Origin of the sequence: Streptomyces aureoversilis, assembly GCF_042657885.1 — a bacterium.
Classification (GTDB): Bacteria; Actinomycetota; Actinomycetes; order Streptomycetales; family Streptomycetaceae; genus Streptomyces; species Streptomyces aureoversilis.
The window spans coordinates 17,286-35,207 of record NZ_JBHSKJ010000017.1 but is presented as its reverse complement, the minus strand read 5'-3'; the positions used below and the strand labels follow the sequence as shown (position 1 = coordinate 35,207).

The 17,922-nt window shown below is 72.6% G+C and carries 13 protein-coding genes; 1 reads left to right on the top strand and 12 read right to left on the bottom strand.

Annotated elements, in window-relative coordinates; translation table 11 throughout:
* Nucleotides 1-64 precede the first annotated feature (64 nt).
* Entirely contained in the window at nucleotides 65-1,042 is a 978-nt protein-coding gene (locus tag ACFPP6_RS26495) for a winged helix-turn-helix transcriptional regulator (protein ID WP_382047206.1), read from the bottom strand.
* Nucleotides 1,043-1,199: 157 nt separating this feature from the next.
* Between ACFPP6_RS26495 and ACFPP6_RS26490 the strand changes: the two genes are divergently transcribed.
* The gene (locus ACFPP6_RS26490; RefSeq protein ID WP_382047203.1) at nucleotides 1,200-2,141 is read left to right on the top strand and encodes an SMP-30/gluconolactonase/LRE family protein; all 942 of its coding nucleotides are present in this window, start codon (nucleotides 1,200-1,202) and stop codon (nucleotides 2,139-2,141) included.
* Between the two features lie 21 nt (nucleotides 2,142-2,162).
* Here ACFPP6_RS26490 and ACFPP6_RS26485 read toward each other — a convergent pair whose 3' ends face one another.
* The 11 genes from ACFPP6_RS26485 to ACFPP6_RS26435 form a co-directional block, all read right to left on the bottom strand.
* On the bottom strand, nucleotides 2,163-3,269 hold the full coding sequence (locus tag ACFPP6_RS26485; protein ID WP_382047200.1) for an alpha/beta hydrolase: 1,107 nt from the start codon (nucleotides 3,267-3,269) through the stop codon (nucleotides 2,163-2,165).
* Between the two features lie 194 nt (nucleotides 3,270-3,463).
* Nucleotides 3,464-4,795 (bottom strand): TolB family protein, encoded by a 1,332-nt coding sequence (locus ACFPP6_RS26480; RefSeq protein ID WP_382047197.1) that lies wholly within the window; start codon nucleotides 4,793-4,795, stop codon nucleotides 3,464-3,466.
* Nucleotides 4,796-4,920: 125 nt separating this feature from the next.
* The gene (locus ACFPP6_RS26475; RefSeq protein ID WP_382047194.1) at nucleotides 4,921-6,381 is read right to left on the bottom strand and encodes a DUF6519 domain-containing protein; all 1,461 of its coding nucleotides are present in this window, start codon (nucleotides 6,379-6,381) and stop codon (nucleotides 4,921-4,923) included.
* Between the two features lie 50 nt (nucleotides 6,382-6,431).
* Nucleotides 6,432-8,783: a hypothetical protein gene (locus tag ACFPP6_RS26470; RefSeq protein WP_382047191.1), complete on the bottom strand. Its 2,352-nt coding sequence runs from the start codon at nucleotides 8,781-8,783 to the stop codon at nucleotides 6,432-6,434.
* Complete coding sequence (locus ACFPP6_RS26465; protein ID WP_382047188.1) at nucleotides 8,780-12,103, bottom strand: putative baseplate assembly protein; 3,324 nt, start codon at nucleotides 12,101-12,103, stop codon at nucleotides 8,780-8,782. The genes ACFPP6_RS26470 and ACFPP6_RS26465 overlap by 4 nt, the downstream gene beginning before the upstream one ends.
* A complete protein-coding gene (locus ACFPP6_RS26460) occupies nucleotides 12,100-15,210 on the bottom strand; it encodes a putative baseplate assembly protein (protein ID WP_382047185.1) in 3,111 nt (1,036 codons plus the stop codon). The genes ACFPP6_RS26465 and ACFPP6_RS26460 overlap by 4 nt, the downstream gene beginning before the upstream one ends.
* On the bottom strand, nucleotides 15,207-15,569 hold the full coding sequence (locus tag ACFPP6_RS26455; protein WP_382047182.1) for a GPW/gp25 family protein: 363 nt from the start codon (nucleotides 15,567-15,569) through the stop codon (nucleotides 15,207-15,209). Before ACFPP6_RS26455 ends, ACFPP6_RS26460 begins: the two co-directional genes overlap by 4 nt.
* A 7-nt stretch (nucleotides 15,570-15,576) precedes the next feature.
* Complete coding sequence (locus ACFPP6_RS26450; protein WP_382047179.1) at nucleotides 15,577-15,921, bottom strand: hypothetical protein; 345 nt, start codon at nucleotides 15,919-15,921, stop codon at nucleotides 15,577-15,579.
* 9 nt (nucleotides 15,922-15,930) lie between these two features.
* Entirely contained in the window at nucleotides 15,931-16,464 is a 534-nt protein-coding gene (locus ACFPP6_RS26445) for a phage baseplate assembly protein V (protein WP_382047176.1), read from the bottom strand.
* Nucleotides 16,461-17,582, bottom strand: coding sequence for a hypothetical protein (locus tag ACFPP6_RS26440; RefSeq protein ID WP_382047173.1), 1,122 nt, complete (start codon nucleotides 17,580-17,582; stop codon nucleotides 16,461-16,463). Before ACFPP6_RS26440 ends, ACFPP6_RS26445 begins: the two co-directional genes overlap by 4 nt.
* Complete coding sequence (locus ACFPP6_RS26435) at nucleotides 17,579-17,905, bottom strand: LysM domain-containing protein (RefSeq protein ID WP_168094058.1); 327 nt, start codon at nucleotides 17,903-17,905, stop codon at nucleotides 17,579-17,581. Before ACFPP6_RS26435 ends, ACFPP6_RS26440 begins: the two co-directional genes overlap by 4 nt.
* Between the last annotated feature and the right edge of the window lie 17 nt (nucleotides 17,906-17,922).

Sequence of the window (17,922 nt, the reverse complement as noted above, 5' to 3'; positions counted from 1 at the left end):
CAGGACGGCGGCGGCCAGGCGCAGCCAGGGGCCCGGGGTCTCCGGGAGCGGGGTGAGGGCGATGTCACGGGTCGGCCAGGACCACGCCGAAGGCCGCCGCCATGCGCAGGCTCGCCTCCGGGTCGCCCTCGGCCGTCGCCGAGCCTCCGGCGAAGGCGTCCTCCAGGGTCAGGGTGCCCGCGCCGAGCTGGAGCAGGGTGGCCAGGTCGGTGATCAGCGCCGCGGCCGGGTCGGGGGCGGGGCCCTGGTTCATCTCCACGGTTCCCTCGTCGACCCGCGCATGGAAGAGGAAGTCGCCGATCCGGAACTCGTAGGTCTCTCGGACGCCGCGGACCGCGTCCGGCCGGAAGGTGGCTCCGACGGCCCCGATGATGCCGTACCGGCCGTTGGTGGCTTCGAGGTGGGCGCCGAGGATCGATACCGCTCGGGCGACGGCGTCCGGCCCGCCCTCCAACTGGGCGAGCCCCCGCTCCAGGGCTTCCTCGACGGTCAGCAGCCGGGCGCCGACGGCCATGAAGGTCGCCAGGTCCGTGCTGACCACGCACGCGGCCTCCCCGGCCGCACCGTGCCGGACGTCGAGCGTGCCGTCGTCCACGCGGAGGTGGAACACATCGCCGTCGACGCGGAACTCGTACGTCTCGTGGAGCCCGCGGGCGAGTTCGGGCCGGAAGCCCGCGCGCACGCAGCCGAGCAGCCAGCCGAGCCGGAAGCGTTCGCCGGGCCGCGGCGCGCCGAGGAACCGCAGTCCCCAGCGGGTGAGCTCGTCGACCACCGGGCGCATCGCCTCGCCGAGCGCGGTCAGTTCGTACACCGTCGACGCGGCCGGGGGCGGCAGCCTGGACCGGCTCACGACGCCTGCCCCGCCCAGCTCGCGCAGCCGCTCGGCCAGCACGTTGGGGCCGATGCCGGGCAGGCCGGCGACGAGGTCGGTGTAGCGCTTCGGCCCGAGCAGGAGCTCGCGCACGATCAGCAGGGTCCAGCGGCCGCCTATCACGTCGAGGGCCCGGGCGGCAGGGCAGAACTGGTCGTAACTACGTCCCATACGCGCCGACCTTCACCTTTCCTGGCGCTCCCGGTTGTCCTCTATTGATAGCCACTACTTCGTTTTTTATAGTAACCATCAACTGAGCGGTGGCAACTGCCAGTTGAGCGGAAAGAACTGGCAACTGGCAGAGAATGGGGCAGCAGAGGCGATGACGATGCGCATACGCAAGGTGTTCTTCGCGGCGGGCCTGGTCTCCGCGCTCCTGGCGGGGGGCTCGCAGGTACCGGCGGCCGCCGCGGGAGCACCGGCCCCGGCCAGGACCGCTCTCGGGCCGTGCGAGCAGCAGGCGGACGTGGAGGTGTTCCGCAAGGGCGGCATACCGGTCCTCGACTGGCGGGAGAACCTGGAGTTCGACGGCCGCGGCACCCTCTGGGTCTCTCACATCATCAAGAACCGGGTCGAGGGATACGCCCCCGACGGCACGCTCAGGACGAGCTTCCCGGTGAACGGCCCCGGCGGCCTCCGGCGCGGCCCCGACGGCATGATGTACGTCAACTACGGCGTGAACCCGCTGGCGACGGACGGCGGCATCATGCGCTTCGACCCGGCCGCCGCCGCCCCGAAGCCCGAGAAGGTCGTGGGCGGGATCCGGGGCATCAACGGCCTGGCCATCGACGCCGCCGGCAACTTCTACCTCAGCCGCGAGCTGGCCACCGGAATCGTCAAGGTCCGCCCGGACGGCACGAAGGACGAGGAGTGGACGCGGGCCGCGGACGTCTTCGGCGCCAACGGCCTGGAGGTCGTCGGCGACCAGCTGTACGCGAGCGCGATCACCGACACCTCCTCCCCGGTCCACCGCATCCCGCTGAACGACCCGGCGCGCCGTACGACGGTCACGCACCTCAGCAGGAACCTCCTGGACATGAAGTTCCTCGACGACCTCACGTACGCCGACGGGAGCCTGGTCGTCGCGTCCTTCCGCGACGGTCAGCTCATCCGGGTGGACCCGGACACCGGCCGCTCCTGCGTGCTGGCGAGCGGGCTGCACATGCCCAGCAGTGTCCGGGTCGCCCGCGGCTTCGGCGAACACAGCGCCCGGAGCACCCTGTTCGTGGTGGAGGCCTCCGGCCGCATCCTGAAGGTGACTCCGCGCTGAGTCAGGCCGGTACCGGAAGCGTCAGGGCGTGGGGCCCTGCATGTGCTCGCTGACCCACTGGATGAGGCCCCCGGTCTCCATGTTGGGCACGTAGCTGGCGGCGTTGTGCTCCCCGCCCTGGATCACGTGGTACTTCGTCTTCACCGGTCCCTTGTTGCCGTACTTGTCGACGAAGCGGTCGATCGGCGGCTTGACCGGCTCGCTGGAGCCGACCTGGAAGCCCAGGTAGACGTCCGGGCCCTTGCTCGCGATGAGCCGCTGGGCCAGGACGTCGGAGCTGTTGTCCGCCTTCTCCTTCGCGTGGCCGGCCCACAGGCGCGAGTCGGGGACGATGTCGGGGCCGGAGGCTATGACGGCCTTGAACTTGTCCGGCTTCTGCAGCACGGACTTCAGGCCCGCGGACGCTCCGGTGGACGAGCCCATGAAGGCCCAGCCGTCGCGGGACTTGATGGTCCGGAAGTTCTCCTTGATCAGCTGCGGGACGTCCTCGGTGAGCCAGGTGCCCATCTTCGGCTGGCCCGGGATGTCACTGCCGTCCCAGTACTGGCCCAGCTTCGGGTCCTTGGGGTCCTTGTCGTGGTTCTCCGGGTTCAGCACCGGCATCGCGATGATGAAGGGCAGGCTCTTGCCCTCCTTCGCCCACTTGGATATGGAGGCCTGGAGCTTGAGGTCCGAGCCCATCCAGTAGTTGTTGGGGAAGCCCGCACCGCCGGGCAGGGCTATCAGCACCGGGAAGCCGCTCTTGGCGTACTTCGGGTCGTCGTACTCCTTGGGGGCCCAGACCCAGACCTTGCCCTTGAAGCCGGACTTCTTGCCCTCGTACGTCGTCACGGCGACCTTGGACCCGTCCTCGGGGACCGTGCCGGAGACCTTGAAGCCGGCGTCCGGCCCCAGAGGCATGAGGGCCTTCGAGCCCGGAGCCTGGTCGCCGCCGCCCTTCCCGTCCGCCCCCTTGCCGAAGGAGATCGGGTCACCCTTGTCCGTGAACGGCGGGATCTCGAAGTAGGACATGACCGGCCAGGCGACCAGGCCGAGGGTGACGACGGAAGCCGCGGCGACGACCCAGCGTTTGGTGCGGGCCGGACGTCCTCGCCGGGTCCGGTTGGTGGTCGGCGGGCTGTATGTCATCGAACGGACCTCACTCCGGTGCCGGGGGCTCACGCGGGCCCTCGTCGTTTCTGTGGCGCCTGGAGAGATGAGGTGGGTGACGCGGAGGGTTCCGATTCTCACAGAATGATGACATTTTTACCTGACCATGACGATCGCGGTGCGCAGCACCTACCGCACGGCCCGCCGACCCCGCCCGGCCTGCCCGGCTCGGCTCAGCTCATGTGCCGTACGAAGACGTCCGTGACCCCGTTGGTGTCACCGGGCACGAGGTTCGTGGCGTACGACGCGAAGGCCACCACGTGCCCGCCGAGGGCGAGCGCGGGCGACTCGGCAGACTGGTCGGGGAAACCTCCGTCCGTGGCGACGCTGATCCGGCGCGTCGCACCGGGACCCTCGCGCCGCAGGTCGCGCAGGTACAGCGCGGAGCGGCAGCCGGGCTCCGCGGTCGCGCACGCACTGGTGGCATAGGCGACGTAGCGCCCGTCGGGGCTGATCCGCGGATCGTTCGCCGTCCGGTCGAGACGGCCGCCGTCGGGCGCGGTGCTCGCGGTGACCGTGCGCCCTGTGCGCAGGTCGTGCACGAACACCTCCCATTGCGTGACGGGAGTGGGCCGCTCCCCGCCCTCCCGGTAGCTCAGGTAGGCGAGATGGCGGCCGTCCGCGCTCAGCGAGGGCTGCCTGATCCACTTGCCGGCCTGCTGCGGGCCGCCGGGGTCCACCTTGCGCAGCTCGCGGGTCACGCGGTCGCGCACGTACGCGTCGCTGCGCGTGGAAACCCTCGGCGCGTCCACGCCGTACGCCACGTACCGGCCGTCCGCACTCACGGAGACCGAACGCACTGCCGGCGCGTTCATGCGCTCCTCCAGCGGCTGGCTGATCACCTCCGTCGTGCCGCGCTCGCGGTCACGCAGGTAGAGCTCGGAGCCGCCCAGGTTCGGGTTGTGGTGGGGCACGGACGCGACGAAGGCGACGTAGCGGCCGTCGGCGCTGATGGCGGCGGGGTGGGCGTGGAGCCGGGGCGCGCCGTCCACACCGACGCTGACCGCCTCGGTGCGCCCGGTGCGCAGGTCGCGGACGTAGACGTGGGTGCCTGTGGAGGGCCGCTCCCCCGGCGCGAGTGCGGCATCGTGTGAGGAGAAGGCGACGTAACGGCCGTCCGCGCTCAGCCTCGCCCACCAGCTCCCGCCCCGCGCCTGGCGTCCGTCGTCGCCCAGACCGGCGCGGACCACGACGCCGGTGCGCAGATCGCGTACGAAGACGTCGCCGGCCTCATTGGTGTCCCCGGGCACGAGGTTGGACGCCCCCGATTCGAAGGCGACGTAGCGGCCGTCGGCGCTGACGTCGGGCGACTGTGACAGGCCGTCGGCCTCGGTGCCGTCGGTGGCCGTGCTGACCCGTTCCGTACGCGGAGGGTGGGTGTGGGCCGTTGCCGGTGGTGCGGCGGTGAGGAGGGCGGTGGTCGTGGTGAGTGCGGTGAGTGCGGTGAGCGCGGCGAGCGCAGGGACGGCTGACAGGGTGCGTCTGATGCGTACGTCGACGGCCATGCTCGTGCTCCCATCGGATGCGGGGGATGAGTCCGTGCCGGTGGAGGCAGCATGCCGTGCCGCCGCCTCCGGCTGCCATCCGGATGTGAGCCGAAACGGGCGAGCGCCCGTCGGGGCGCCGGGGCCTACTGGTCGGGCTGATCAGGTTGATCAGGTTGATCGGGCGCTCCGGGGCCCACGTCGTGCGGGGACGGCTGCCGGAGAGGCGTGCGGAGATCGCTCACCTCGCGCTTGTCCGCGCCCGCAGGCCCCCTCACCAGCCCCAGCGGGGCGTAGTGGTAGTCGACACCGCGCGGCTCGGCCTGCTTCCACTCCCCCTGGGCGTCCTTCGGCCACTCCACCTCACCGGTGACCACCCGGGCCGGGATCAGCCAGTGGTCACCGGTCCGGTACTTCTGCGGCTTCGCGCCTTCTTCGTCCTTTCCGAAGTGGATCTGGACGCCGTCCTCGAGGTCGATCCAGCGGCCCTGCTCGACGAGGAGCGTGTGCCGGCTCACGTGCGGCTTGTCCTCGGCCTTCTCCTGCGCCTTCTTCGGCTTCGCAGGTTCTGGGCGGTGGTCCCACCGGCGCAGTACGGGGTGCAGGGCGGGGTCGGCGCCCAGGCCCGGCTGGTGGCGGTCCTGGGAGGGGTCTTCGTGCAGGACGACCTGCCGGGCGGTGTGATCGGCCTCCACTACGCGGTACAGGCTGGTGGACGTCTTGAGGATCTCGTCCACGGCGGCGCGGCAGACCGTGGCGTCGTCGACGATCTCGACGATGTCCCCCGCCTCCACACCGAGCCGCCCGTCCCGCCCCAGGGACTCCAGTTCCAGCGTGGCGCCGGCGGCCGACCGGATGGGGAGAACCACCGAGGCGTTCTCCCTCGACCATTTGAAGGTCGCGGTGCCCGCCGTGCCGCCCTGGTGGATCTCCACTCGGTAGAGCTGGTTCTCCGGGCCGCGGAAGCCCGACTCCGGTGGCAGGTCACATGGGGCGGCGCCCTCCTCGGGACGCGCGACCTTGGCGGCGAGCTGCCCGCGGGGCTTGAACACTTCGTCCAGTTTCTCGTCGAGGAAGCGGCCCGCCTTCAGGTGGAAGATGGAGGGGTCGGCCTCGATCCAGTCCAATTGCCAGACGACGCGGGTCCGCGCACTGGTGTCGGGACCGTGCAGACCCAGGGCGACCTCCCGCAAGGACGCATCCTGAGCAGCGGTGACCAGCCGTTCCCACACCCTCAGGTAGACCAGGAACATCGTCTTGGGGAAATCCGGCTTCTGGTCCGGGTCGAGGAAGCCGTCGGGCTGCCCCTGGTAGTCGGTCACCTCGCCGCATTCGCACAGGATGCCGTCGACGTACATATTGCCGCGCGTCACGGAGAAGGTGCCGTTCTCGAACGCGACCTTGAAGCCCCCGGCCCGGTTCCCGTCGGGACCGGTGGGGTAAACGGTCCGGCCGAACAGATCGGTGACGAGGGTGCGCATGTAGTGCATCAGGATGGCGGTCTGCTCGTTGAGGTCGGCGTCGAGCTGGACGCGTCCCTGCTGGGCCAGGACGGCCGAGAACCGCCGGTCCTTGTCGAACGTGACACGGGAGAAGTCGCCTTGCATGGGTGTTCGGGCTCCCTGGTTGAACCGCGAGGGGTCAGGTCGGGTGGGGGTCAGGTGACGAAGACGAGGGCGGGGTCGCAGCCGGCAGGGGCGTACTCGGCGAGACGCGTGCGCAAATTGTCCTCTCGCTGGGGCTGGAAGAGGTCGTGCAACGCGCCGGGTTCGGACCCGTCGTCCGCACCGCGGCGGATCGCGTCCGGGCAGCCGTCGGCGAGCTGGAGGTATCCGGGGGTTCCGTAGCGGGTGCTGGTGAAGCGCAGCGGTGTGTCCGCGGCGGGGCCGGAGTGCTCGGGTTCGCAGTGGAAGCGGCGCGGGGTGCGGGAGCCGCGCGGCAGCCAGCAGAACCGGACGCAGCCGGCCGCCCCGTGCACCACGTTCACGTCCCCGTCGAACAGGCAGTTCTCCAGCAGGTCCACTGAGTGGACGTGCACGGTGCCGATGACGGTGGTGCGGTGGGCGGTGAGGACGGCCAGGGCGTGGCGGTCCTCGGGGCCGGTCAGGGCGGCGGAGGTCCGCGCCGTGGCGTCGAGCGCGCTGTCGGAGAGGTGGATCCGCTGGAGTTCGTCGGCCGGCTCGTTCCGGCGGACGACGACGGTTCCGAGCACGCTGTGCTCGACGCGGACGTCGGCGGGGGTGTCCACGAGCTCCAGGCTCGGTTCCTCGGGCTCCCGCGGGCCGCACCGCTCGTCGAGGTCCCAGCCCGGCACGAGGGTGCAGTGCCGGATGAGGAGGTCGCCCACGTCGCCGTGGACCTGGATGCTGCGCCCGGTGACCATCAGGCCGTCCAGGGTGATGGTGGGCGGGGGCCCCTCCCCCGTTCCGGTGCCGGTGATGCGGAGGGCGTCCGGGCGGCTGCCGGACCAGTCGAGGAGGCGGAGGACGGGGCGCGCGCCGTCGGCGGCCCGCAGGACGAGCCGGTCGCCCCGGTGGAGGGAGAGGTCGAGGACGTCCTGGTGGACATCGTTGCCGCTGATCTCGACGACGTCGGAGGGCCGCGGCCCGGGATCCGGCGGCGGGGCGGTCCGCTGCGCGATCCGGAAGCGGCCTTGGTGCGGTCCGGCGTCCTGCTGCTGACGGTCCGGAGCGTCGTGCTTCCCGCCCTGAGCGCTCTGTTCCCCGCCCTGAGTGTCCTGCTTCCCACCCTGAGTGTCCTGTTTCCCGCCCTGAGCGTCCTGTTTCCGCCCCGACACGGCGCGCCAGCGGTCGTAGTCCGCCCGCCACCGGTCGTGGTCGGTGCGCCACTGCTCGACGGCGTCCGTGATCCGGGCGAACGGCTCGCCGGGGCCGACGCGGTAGGGCGGGATGTCCCCCTCGGGCACCACCGCGTACGGGCGCGGGTACTCGCCTCCTCCAAGGTCGCTCGCGGCCCCGTGGTGGTAGGTGACCCGGACCCCCTGCTCGGGGGCCTGCCGGGCGGGGAAGGCGATGCGGCCGAGGACGGGGTCGACGGCGACCTTCCCCTCCGGCGTCCGGTAGTCCCAGCCGGACAGGTCGGCGGAGATGATCCGCTCCAGCGCCACCGGCGGCCCGTCGCCGTCGCCCTCCCACACGCACAGGCTTTTGCCGGGCCCGTAGTAGTCGTGGAGGCGCTCGGTGAGGGTCCGCCGGCCGATGGGCGCCGGGACGTTGAGCTCGCCCGCGATGTGGCAGGGCGACGGCTCGGGCACCGGGAGGGTGAACAGCCGGGTGTCGTTGCCCAGCACGCTGAACGTGAAGCGGTAGGCGGCCCGGTCCAGGCAGAAGGCGGGGGCGCGGGTCAGGGAGTGGGCCTGCAGCCGCCAGACGTGTAGCCCGAGCCCGGGGATGTTGTACCGGCCGGCCCGCCGGGTCCCGCAGGCGCGCGGCATCTCGGCCGTGTGCGCGAGCTCGTCGAAGGGGCCATCGGCCCGGTTGAGCGGCTCGGTCCGGCGGAGGTCGGCCAGCCCGCCGCGGTGCAGCCTGCGTGCGGTGCCGTGGTCGTCGGCGGTGAAGCGGCGGACCGGCTGGGTGAGGGCGAGCAGCCGCCGGTGTTCGACGGCGCGCGCCGGCCAGCCGGCGACGTCGGCGGCGAGGTCCTCCAGGAGGGCCAGCGTGCCCTTGCGGCGGCGGTTGGCGACGGTGTCGGCGACTTCGCGGCGCGGCACGGCGAGGGCGAGGAGCTGGTCGCGACTCTCCGTCCGCTCGGTGAGGGCGGCGGCCGCGCCGGGCGGGAGGGCGTAGCCGATGAGGGCCCCGAGGTAGGGGACGACCCACTCGGCGCACGTCTCGATGAACCAGTCGTCGTACATGCGCTCGATGTCGGCCTCGACGACGCCGGCCTGTTCGGCGATGACGGACAGCAGCGCGCGCAGTTGCCCGCCGTTCCGCTCGTCCATCCTGCGGTGGACGGCAGGCAGGAGGGCGTAGAGCCGGTCGGGGTTCACGGGATCCTCCGCAGGACGAGGGTTTCGGGCACCGCGGGGTCGAGGACGACGAGCTGGGCGGCGCGCAGGCCGCGATCGATGACGAGCTGGGGCGCGGACTGCCCCAGGGCGTCGGGCCGGGCAGTGGGGTTGAGGGTGACGAGGCGGCCGAGGCTCAGCCCGTACCGCAGGGCGACGGAGGTGAGGCTGTCTCCCGCGGCGACCGTGTGCCGCAGTTCCCGGTACGCCGCGGCGCGGGCCGGAACGCAAGGGGCTGCTCTGGTGAGCTGTTCGGCGAGGCCCGTCAGCCCGACGGTGTCGATGTCGTCCGGGATGCCCCCGAAGACGTCCACGTCGACGTGGTCGACGCCCGGGACGGCCTGTGCCGCGGCGATGGCGGTGCTGAGGTGGACGGGCTGCGCGAGTTCGGCCCGCGCGAAGCCGAGGGCGTCGTGCAGGGCCCGGCGCACGGCGGGTTCGACGTCGTCCCACCTGTGGTCGGGCAGGACGCGGATGTTTGCGGAGACGACGAGAAGGACCCGCTCGCGCAGGGCCACCACGACCGGCAGCGCCGGGTCCCCGTAGCGGTTCAGTGCGGCTTCGAGGGAGGTGAGGAGCGGCGAGGCGGGCCCGACGGGGATGTCGCCGACGGTCGCGACGGTGACCTGGACGACGCGGCGGCGGATGTCCTGGCAGTACTGGGCGGAGGCCTTCCCGATGCCTGCGTAGGCGCGGGCGAAGTCCTCGTGGTCGCGCAACGACACGATCCGGTCCAGGGCGCGCAGCCGCAGGGGCACGCGGCTGCGGGTGTCGCCCGGCCCGTCCGCGTCCGTGCCCCCGGTCGCCGGGATGGGGTTGGTGACGGCGCTGACGCCCAGCGGCCTGCTGACGACCTGGTTGACCTGGCCGGTGGGCAGGTTTCCGCCGCTGCCCCCGCCGACGCGGTACGCGGCGGCCACGTTCTCCGTCCCGGTGTGGAGCCGCGCCCCGTGGACGCCGTCGCCGAAGGTGACCGCGGCCTCGCCCGCCGGGCCCGAGCGCAGCCGGTATCCGCGGTCGGTGGGGCCGAGTTCGGTGAGGTCCTCCGTCTCGTGCCAGGTCACGCCGCCCACCCGGACGGTGAGGGTGCCGCCGGCGCCGGTGGGCGTCGCCGCGGGCAGCCAGGTCAGGGGGGTGCGGCGCAGGGCGAAGGTCTGCCCGGCCTGTGCGGCGTCGCCGCTGCCGATCACCTCCTCGACGCTCTCGCCCGCCGTGGCGGGGACGACGTTGCCCTGGATGACGACGGTCTCCCGCCGGTAGCGGTAGGCGAGTTCGGTGGTCAGGACGAGCGTGGTGTGCAGCCGGTCGCCCGGGCGCGCGAGGTCCGTCCGCTGGCGCACTCCGCCGAGCATGACGAGCTCCGTTCCGCGCACGCCGGTGGTGTACGGGACGTCGGTGCGCTCGCCGGAGACGACGAGCCAGCGTCCCGGGGCGAGGCCCTCGCGGGTGTCGTCGAGGGTGATCTCGCGGCCCATGACGTCGCTGCTGACGGGGACTTCGGCTGCCGCCAATGGCTCTCCGGCTGCCCATACGGTGATGCGCTCGCGCTCCGTGCCCGTGTAGCCCTCCTCCGGCAGCTCCTCCGTCAGGGTGAGACGGGTCACCGGCAAAGCCAGGTCCGGGGCCTCGCGCATGGCGCACTGGGTCACCGTCTCCACCGTGCGCACGAGCGGCGGGACGTCCCCTCCCTTTTCCAGAACGATCGACGTACCGGGAAGGATTGCGTCGTAGACAGCGTCGAGGGTGAGCTGGTTCCGGATTGTGTCGTCCACATTGATGGCGGAGTCGTGCAGGTTCGTACTGATGGCCGCGCCGTAGGGAGTCGCCTTGACGCGGAGCCACTGGATCCCTTGAAGCTTTTCGACCGGGGTGACGGACGCCGTTCCCATGGCCTGGTAAAGCTGTCCGGCGAGCTGGGGGCGGGTGGCGGCCAGGAGTCTGGGGAGGGCGTCCGAGCCCGGGCCGTAGAGGTCCGCGATGGACGTGGTCAGGTCGCGCCGTCCGGCGGGAGGGCGGGAGGGCGGACGCGCGAGGGCCGCAAGGACGGGGGTGAGACCGCGCAGCACCCGGCTGTCCTCCTCCTTGTCACTCGTCTCGCCGCCGTCCGGCTTGCCCCCGCGCCGCTCCTCCGGCTTGCCCCCGCCCGTATCGATGAGCCCAGGCACGCCGGGGCGGTTGCCGGTCTCTCCGCCGTTCCCTCCCGGTGCCGGTTCACCGAGGTGGAGGAGAGCCTTGAGTTCCGGGGAGTTCGTCGCCCGGGCCGCCGCGGCCCGGAGCATCCGGGCCGCCACCGCGACCGGGCGCAGCAGCCGCACGCTCTCCTGGTCGCCCTTCCTCCTTGCGATGGCGAGGTGCTCGTCGAGCCTGTTGAGCGGGTCGAAGAGCTCGTCGAAGAAGCGTGACTCCCGTTGGGAGCCGACTGCCAGGATCTGGCCGAGCACGGTCTCCGGCAGCGTCCCGGCCGCCTTGGCCATCGCCTTCTTGGCGGCTTGCTCCAAGGCTGCGGCGGCATCGGCGTACTCGTGCTCGGGCGTGGCCGGCGCGAAGTAGACGGTGGTGCGCTGGTGTTCCGGGTCGGCCTTGCTGTCGTGGATGATGCGGACGACGAAGGTTACGGGCTCTTCGGACACCGGCTCTTCAGGCCGTTCGGGCTGTTCGGGGTCGGGGAAGGAGAACAGCATCCGGTCCCCGGGCCGCAGGCCCGCATGGATCCCGGAGATTTCCAGCGCCCGCACCGTCTGCAGGCGCTCGGCGTTGAGGTCGGGCGGCTCCGTCCGGCGGACGGGCAGCTGGTTCCATTCGGCGCGGGCGTGGAGGTCCTCCGTCGTCTCGAAGGTCTGCGGGAGAGCGCCCGGCAATGGCGTGCTTTTGACCTGCGACCCGGCCGGGATCGTGGCGCGGCCGCCGGGGTCGAGCGTGTAGGCGAGGAAGGTGCCGGCGCCCAGCGCGGGCCGCGGGCAGTGGCCGACGAGCCGGCCGAGCCGGGTGAGGGACTCCTGTTCGGTGGCCGTGCCGAGGTAGCCCTCGTTGGTGATGCGCTCCTGGTAGAAGGTCAGGATGTCGCCGATGACGGCCCAGGCGTCCAGCAGGGCGACGGAGGGGTCGTCGGTCTCGCGGTGGGTGAGACGGGCGAGCTGCCGGCGATCCTCGCTCGGCAGACGGGCGAGCATGGCGTCCAGGAACTGTCCGTGGGTGCCGGCGCGGCAGGACAGCTCGGGCAGTCCGGGCCGGTTCCAGATGCGCGCCGGACCGGCCGGGCCGGTGGCGGCGCGGCAGCCGCAGCGGCAGGTCGGGCTGCTCATCGTCCTCCTTCGAAGGTGAGGTCCAGGAGGCCGTTCTCCGGCCGGGCGCTGTCGTCGTCGAGCCGGGCGATCTCCAGTGCCCGCATCCGCAGGACCCCGTCGTCGGGGACGGCGGGGCCGGTGCCGTGCAGCCGGCGCAGGCGGGTCACTTCGGCGTGCCGCACGCCGGGGACGGCGACCACAGCGGCGATCAGCCGGCTGGCGGGGACCGGGGTGCCGAACGACAGGGCGTCGGGGTCGAAGAAGCCCCGTCCGCCGCCGGGCAGGGGGCCGGGGCGCAGTGCGCTCAGCAGGGCCTGCTTGACGTGTCCGGCGATGTGGTGGGGGTCCACCCACACCGTCAGGGCGACGTCGAGGGGCACTTGTACGGCCTGGCCGGTGACGATGTCGTGGCCGATGCGGCGGTAGCGGTGCAGGGCCTGCCGGACGCCGTCGAGCAGGTCCCGGGGCACGTCCGCGGTGCCCTGGGCGTCCAGGGCGACGTCGGCCTCGTACCAGCTGCCGTTCCAGCGCAGGGCCGCGGCCGCGCGCTGGATGCCGGGCTGCTGCTGGGCCAGCGCGGCGTAGTCGTCGGCGGTGATGGCGCGCAGGAGCCTGCGGAAGGGCTCGCGGGGCGCGGCGCGGCGTACGTCGGTCACGGGTTCGGGGTCGGTGCCGCCGGTGGCGGGCAGGGGGTTGCGGACGCGGAGGATGCCGCCGGGCCGGAGCGTGCGGAAGGCGACCCGGTTGATCGCCCCGGGGCCGACGTTCCCGGCGCGGCCGTTGCCGGTGCTGTACTCGGCCCGCAGCCTCGTGCCGCGGACGGGCAGGCAGCCCGCCCGGCCGTCGCCGAACCGCAGGGTGACGACGCCCTCGTCGTCGGTCTCGGCCACGACGTGCCGGGTGCGCGGGCCGCAGCTCATCAGGTCGCGGGAGGGCGTCCAGGGGGCCGAGTTCGCGGCCTGTGTGCGGTCGGACTGCGTCGTACGGCCGGACTGCGTCGTCCTGCCCGCCGCGGACCTCTGCTTCTTGCCGTGCCCGGGTTCCTCCCCTCCCACGGGGGCCACCGGCCGGAGGAGCAGGCGGGGCAGCGCGGCGCGCGGGTCGGTCCGCAGGGCGCGGACGGCCGGCCCGTGCAGGAGCGGGGAGTCGGGACGGACGTACCGGGCGTCCGGTCCCCAGCTCCGGGCGAGCTCCCCGTCGACGTCTTCTTCGGGCAGGACGTATCCGGAGCGGGCCTGCTGGACAAGGATGGCCAGGCGTCGGAGTTCGGCGTCCAGGAGGTACTCGAAGCGGGAGAGGAGGGTGGTGAGGGCACGCCTGCGGTCCTCGTGGAAGCCGACCGCCCGTAGGGTCCCCTCCCCGAAGAGGATCCTCAGCGCGCGCTCGTCGTCGCCGGCAGCAGTGTCCCCGGCTTCGGTGTGACCTGCCTCGGTGTTCCCGGCCCCGGCCTCATTCCCGCCGTAACTCCGGTACTCAGCCTCCGCGTCGCCCCCGGCGTCGCTCCCGTCCGTACCACTGTCCTTACCACCGCCCTTACCTCCGTCACCGCCCCCGGCAGCGTTCTCCGCGGCCTTCCCCACGGCGTTCTCGGCGTCCAGCAGATTGCGGATCCTGTCGCGCGCGCGTTCCGGCAGGAGCGTGAGCTGCCGCGCCTGCGCGGCGGCGATGTCCGCCGGATCGGGGAAGGGGGCGGACCAGGTGATGCCGGTGTCGGGCAGGGTCGGGGCGAAGGGCTTCCCACCGGCCCAGTGGCCCGGCGCGGTGAACACCGGCGCCGCGGAGCCCGTTGCCCCCGTCGCGCCTGTTGGCCCCGTCGCGTCCGTTGCGCTCGCCGCGCCCGTCCCCCAGGTGTTGTCCAAACCGTGCTCCACGAGGACGGCATTGCCGCGGGCGACGGCCAGGGGGGCGGTTCTGCCGCGCACGGTCAAGTGCAAGGGAAACGTCAGGGCGTCCTCGGGGTTCCAGGCGATGTCGACGACGGGGACCTTTTCGACGGCGTCGATGCGCGGCGTGACGCGGGTGAGCCGGACGGCCTGCCGGTGGGCGGGGTCGGCGTCGGCCGGGGCTCCGGTGGCCGGGCCGCGCTCCTCCTCCAGGATCAGGACGTCGCCGGGGTGGAGATCCAGGACCCTGTGGGCACGCTCTTTCTTCAACTCGCCGTCGCACAGCGTGGCTTCGGTCGCCCCTACGGGCAGGTGGCACTGCTCGTTGCCCCAGGCCCACAGCTCGATGCGGCTGTGGGCCGCGCGGAGCCGGATCCTTCGGTCCTCCAGGGGCCGGAAGCAGACCTGTGCCTGCGCCCGTAGGACATCACCGGCGATCACCGGCCCCGCGTCCGGGAGCCGCCCGGGAGGTACGACGGCGAAGGCGAACTCCCCGGGGTCGGCGTCGTTCAGGTCCGTGTCGGTCTCCACGCAGACGAAGGTCCGGGCGGCGCAGCCGTCGTGCATGGGGTAGTCGACCAGGCGGGCGTGCCGGCGGACGGAGGTCCGCAGCCGGGCGGTGTCCAGGTACGCCTCGGCGGCGACGGCGTCCTGCTGGTAGCTGAGCCGGTCCCCGACGTGGGCGAGGATCTCGACGAGGGTGATGCCGAGGTCCGGCACGTGCCGCTCGTGCCAGTCCGGCATGGTCAGGGCGAGCCGGTCCAGGAGCAGGCGCCGGAAACCGGCGTAGTCCTTGGTCAGGTGGTCGATGGCCGGCGCCGGGCGGGCCGGCGGCGGGAGCGGGGCACCGGCGGGCCGGCAGTCCAGGCCGGTGGGGCAGTGCTGCCGGAAGCCGAACTCGTACGCGGCGTAACGGGAGTCGAAGGCGTGGCCGAGGGCGAGCAGGCGGTAGGTGGAGGTGTCGCCGCGCCGGTCGAGGGCGAGGTGCACGTCGGTGGCGGGGTCCCCGTCGGCGCAGCCGTGGACCGTGGCGCCGGTGACCTGGATGCCGGTGACGCGCCGGCCGCCCTCGATGCGGAAGCTGTGCCGGTCGATGCCGGGGGGCACGGTGCCGAACAGCGTGACGGTGAGGCCGCGCTGGTCGGCGTCGACGGTCACGGAGTCGATGCCGGCCAGCCCGGCCCGGCGCACGGAGGCGCGGCGCCGCTCGTCCTCGCAGACCGGCAGGCCCGGGGGGTTCATGCCGCGGTCCCCCCGTCGACGACGACGCTGTGGCGCTGCCCCGTGGCGGCGAGCCGGTAGCTCAGCGAGACGGTGAGGACCGACTCCTCGGCGGTGACGGCGAGGGACTCGACGGAGAGGAGGTCGCCGAGCCAGCGCTGCAGTGAGGCCTGGGCGGTCAGCTCCACGGTGGCCGCGAGCTCGGGGCCGTTGGGGGCGAAGACCAGGTCGAGCAGCCCGCAGCCGAAGTCGGGGCGGTTGACGCGCTCCCCGGGGGTGGTGAAGAGCACGATCTCGACCATGTCGCGGACGTGGTCGGCGTGGCCGGTCTCCGCGGTGCGGCCGCGCTCGTCGATGCGGTAGGGGAAGTCGATGTCCACGGGCCGCTCAGCTCGCTCTCACCTTGATCTGCATGGCCTGGACCATCGGCGGCCCGGGGGCGGGCACCCCGGTGCCGGGCCCCGGACTGGGGGGCGGGGTCGGCTGCACGAGGACGGGCCGGCCGCCGGCGAGTACGCGGGCGGAGAACTGGAACCAGCGCACGGTGGCGCAGATGGGAGACGGAGGGGTGAGGAGCATGCCGCAACCCGCGACCACGAAGACGTCCGAGACGGTGGCCACCGGCTGCAGGCTGACCAGCACCCTCTGCTGGGTGGGCGCCGGCAGGGTCACCACGCCCGGCGGGTGGGCGCACATCATGACGGCTCCGGCGTGCAGGACCAGTCCGGGCATGACCCGCCCTCACCCCACGACCTGCAGCGAGGTGCCGTTGATGCTCACGACCGGCCCCTCCAGCTTGATGCTGGCGAGCCCCGGTCCGCAGGAGAGCTCGATGCCCAGCGCGGTGATCTTGATGGAGGGCCCGGCCTCGCCCAGGAACTGCAGGGTGACGCCGCCCGTCGGCGGCGGCGCGTCGCTGATCACCAGGGCCTTCTGCCCGGGGGTCGCCAGCACGATCTGCGGGGTCCCCGGCGGCGTGGTGTGGGCCGCCGGGGGCACGTCCCCCGGACCGCCGCGCCAGAACCCCACCCACACCGCCCGGTGGGGGTCGCCCTCCACGAACTGCACCCACACGCCCGAGTCGACCAGCGGCACGACGTACATGCCGCTGGCGACGCCCGCCACGGGCGAGAGCGGCGAGGCCCAGATGCCGGGCTTGTTGCCGAGCACCTCGGGGACGCGCACCAGCAGCCGGCCTTCCTGGAGCGGATCCACGTTGGAGACGACCACGCCCTGGTGCAGGCCGTGGAACCGCTTCGTGGTCGAGGCTGTCATGGGATCACCACCGGTGTGTTCGAGACGAGGCCCTCGCGGGCGAGGCTGAAGCTCTGCTTGTACTCGCCGCGCTTGATCTCGTGCGTGACGCTGCGCACGTACCACAGGCCGTCGTAGGTCAGGCCCGCGCCGCGAACGCCCACCAGCCGCCGGGCGCTCAGGACGTGCCCGTAGCGCAGGACGTCCAGCCGGCCCTGGCCGGTGACGACGTCGCTGGACCGGGCGCTCTTGCCGAGACCCAGCAACAGGATCTCCGGGAGTGAACGGCCCGTCAGGCCGAGCAGCGGCTCCTCCTTGAACGCCGGTGCCGGGCGTACGGCGAGGGGCGGCCGGAGGGGGCTGGCGTCGGGGACCGGGACCGGGATCACCTGCTTGCTGATGGGCTCCGTGACGCCGATCGTGTAGGCGGTGCGGCCGGTGCCGTCGTAGCCGAAGCTCAGCGATTCGACGTTGGTCGCGGCGTCCGAGTCCACGGTGAGCGCGGGCTGCGGCACGCCCACCCGCACCTCCGGCCCCCAGTAGGCGATGTTGGTCCCGGGGAGGGGGCCGGAATCGATGTAGAAGACATAGCCGACGCTCGTCGCCAGGGACTTGAGGTACACAAGGTCGGTGTCGCACTGGATCGGCGGCGTCTTGAGCGGGTTCGGGATATTTTCGAACAGAGAAGGAATGGCCAACGGCACGATGCCGTACCGCGCATAGGCCGCACACACCGTCATGACTTGCAGCGCGGACGCCTGGGCCGGGTAGGCGTCCAGCTTCGTCGTCTGATTCATGACGACCGAGATGTCCTCCCCCGTCACCGTGAGCGTGGAGCTCCCCGGAGACGACCCGCACGCCTGGTCCTGACGCGTGATCAGCCCGTCCATCAGGACGTGCGGCATGCCGCCGACGACGGCCATCACGATGATGCGGGTCTGCGGGTCCAGCATCCCCAGGGGAAGCATCTCCCGCGTCACGGCCGACCGCTTGCCGAGCGCGAACGTCAGCTGGAAGCCGCTCGCCCCCTCGCTCGCGGTCGTGACCTGCACGGACCGCAGGGCGTCGAGGAGCGAGGCAGGGGCCGGCGTGGGCACGTACTTCCCCGTGAGCAGCATCAGTTGCAGGCTGTGGGTCATCCCGGGGCTTCCCCCACCGCGTACGTGCCCGGCACCCCCGCGGGCAGGGTGATCCGCAGCCGCCGCCCCGGCACCGCGGTGAGGTCGTCGGGGCGCAGCACCCGGTGGGCGTCGGCGATCCGCCAGTCCTGCTCGGGGTCGCCCAGGTGCCGCGCGGCGAACGCGTCGAGCCTCTCGCCGGCCGCCACGGCCTCCTCGCGGACGGTAACGAGGTCCTCGGGGTGCGGCGGGAAGCGGCGCCGGACGTAGGTGACGGTCCGTCCGTCCGGACCGGTCCAGGTGGCGGTGGGAAGCCCGCGGTAGCGGCTGGTGGATTCGAACATCGGCGTCTCCTCGGTTC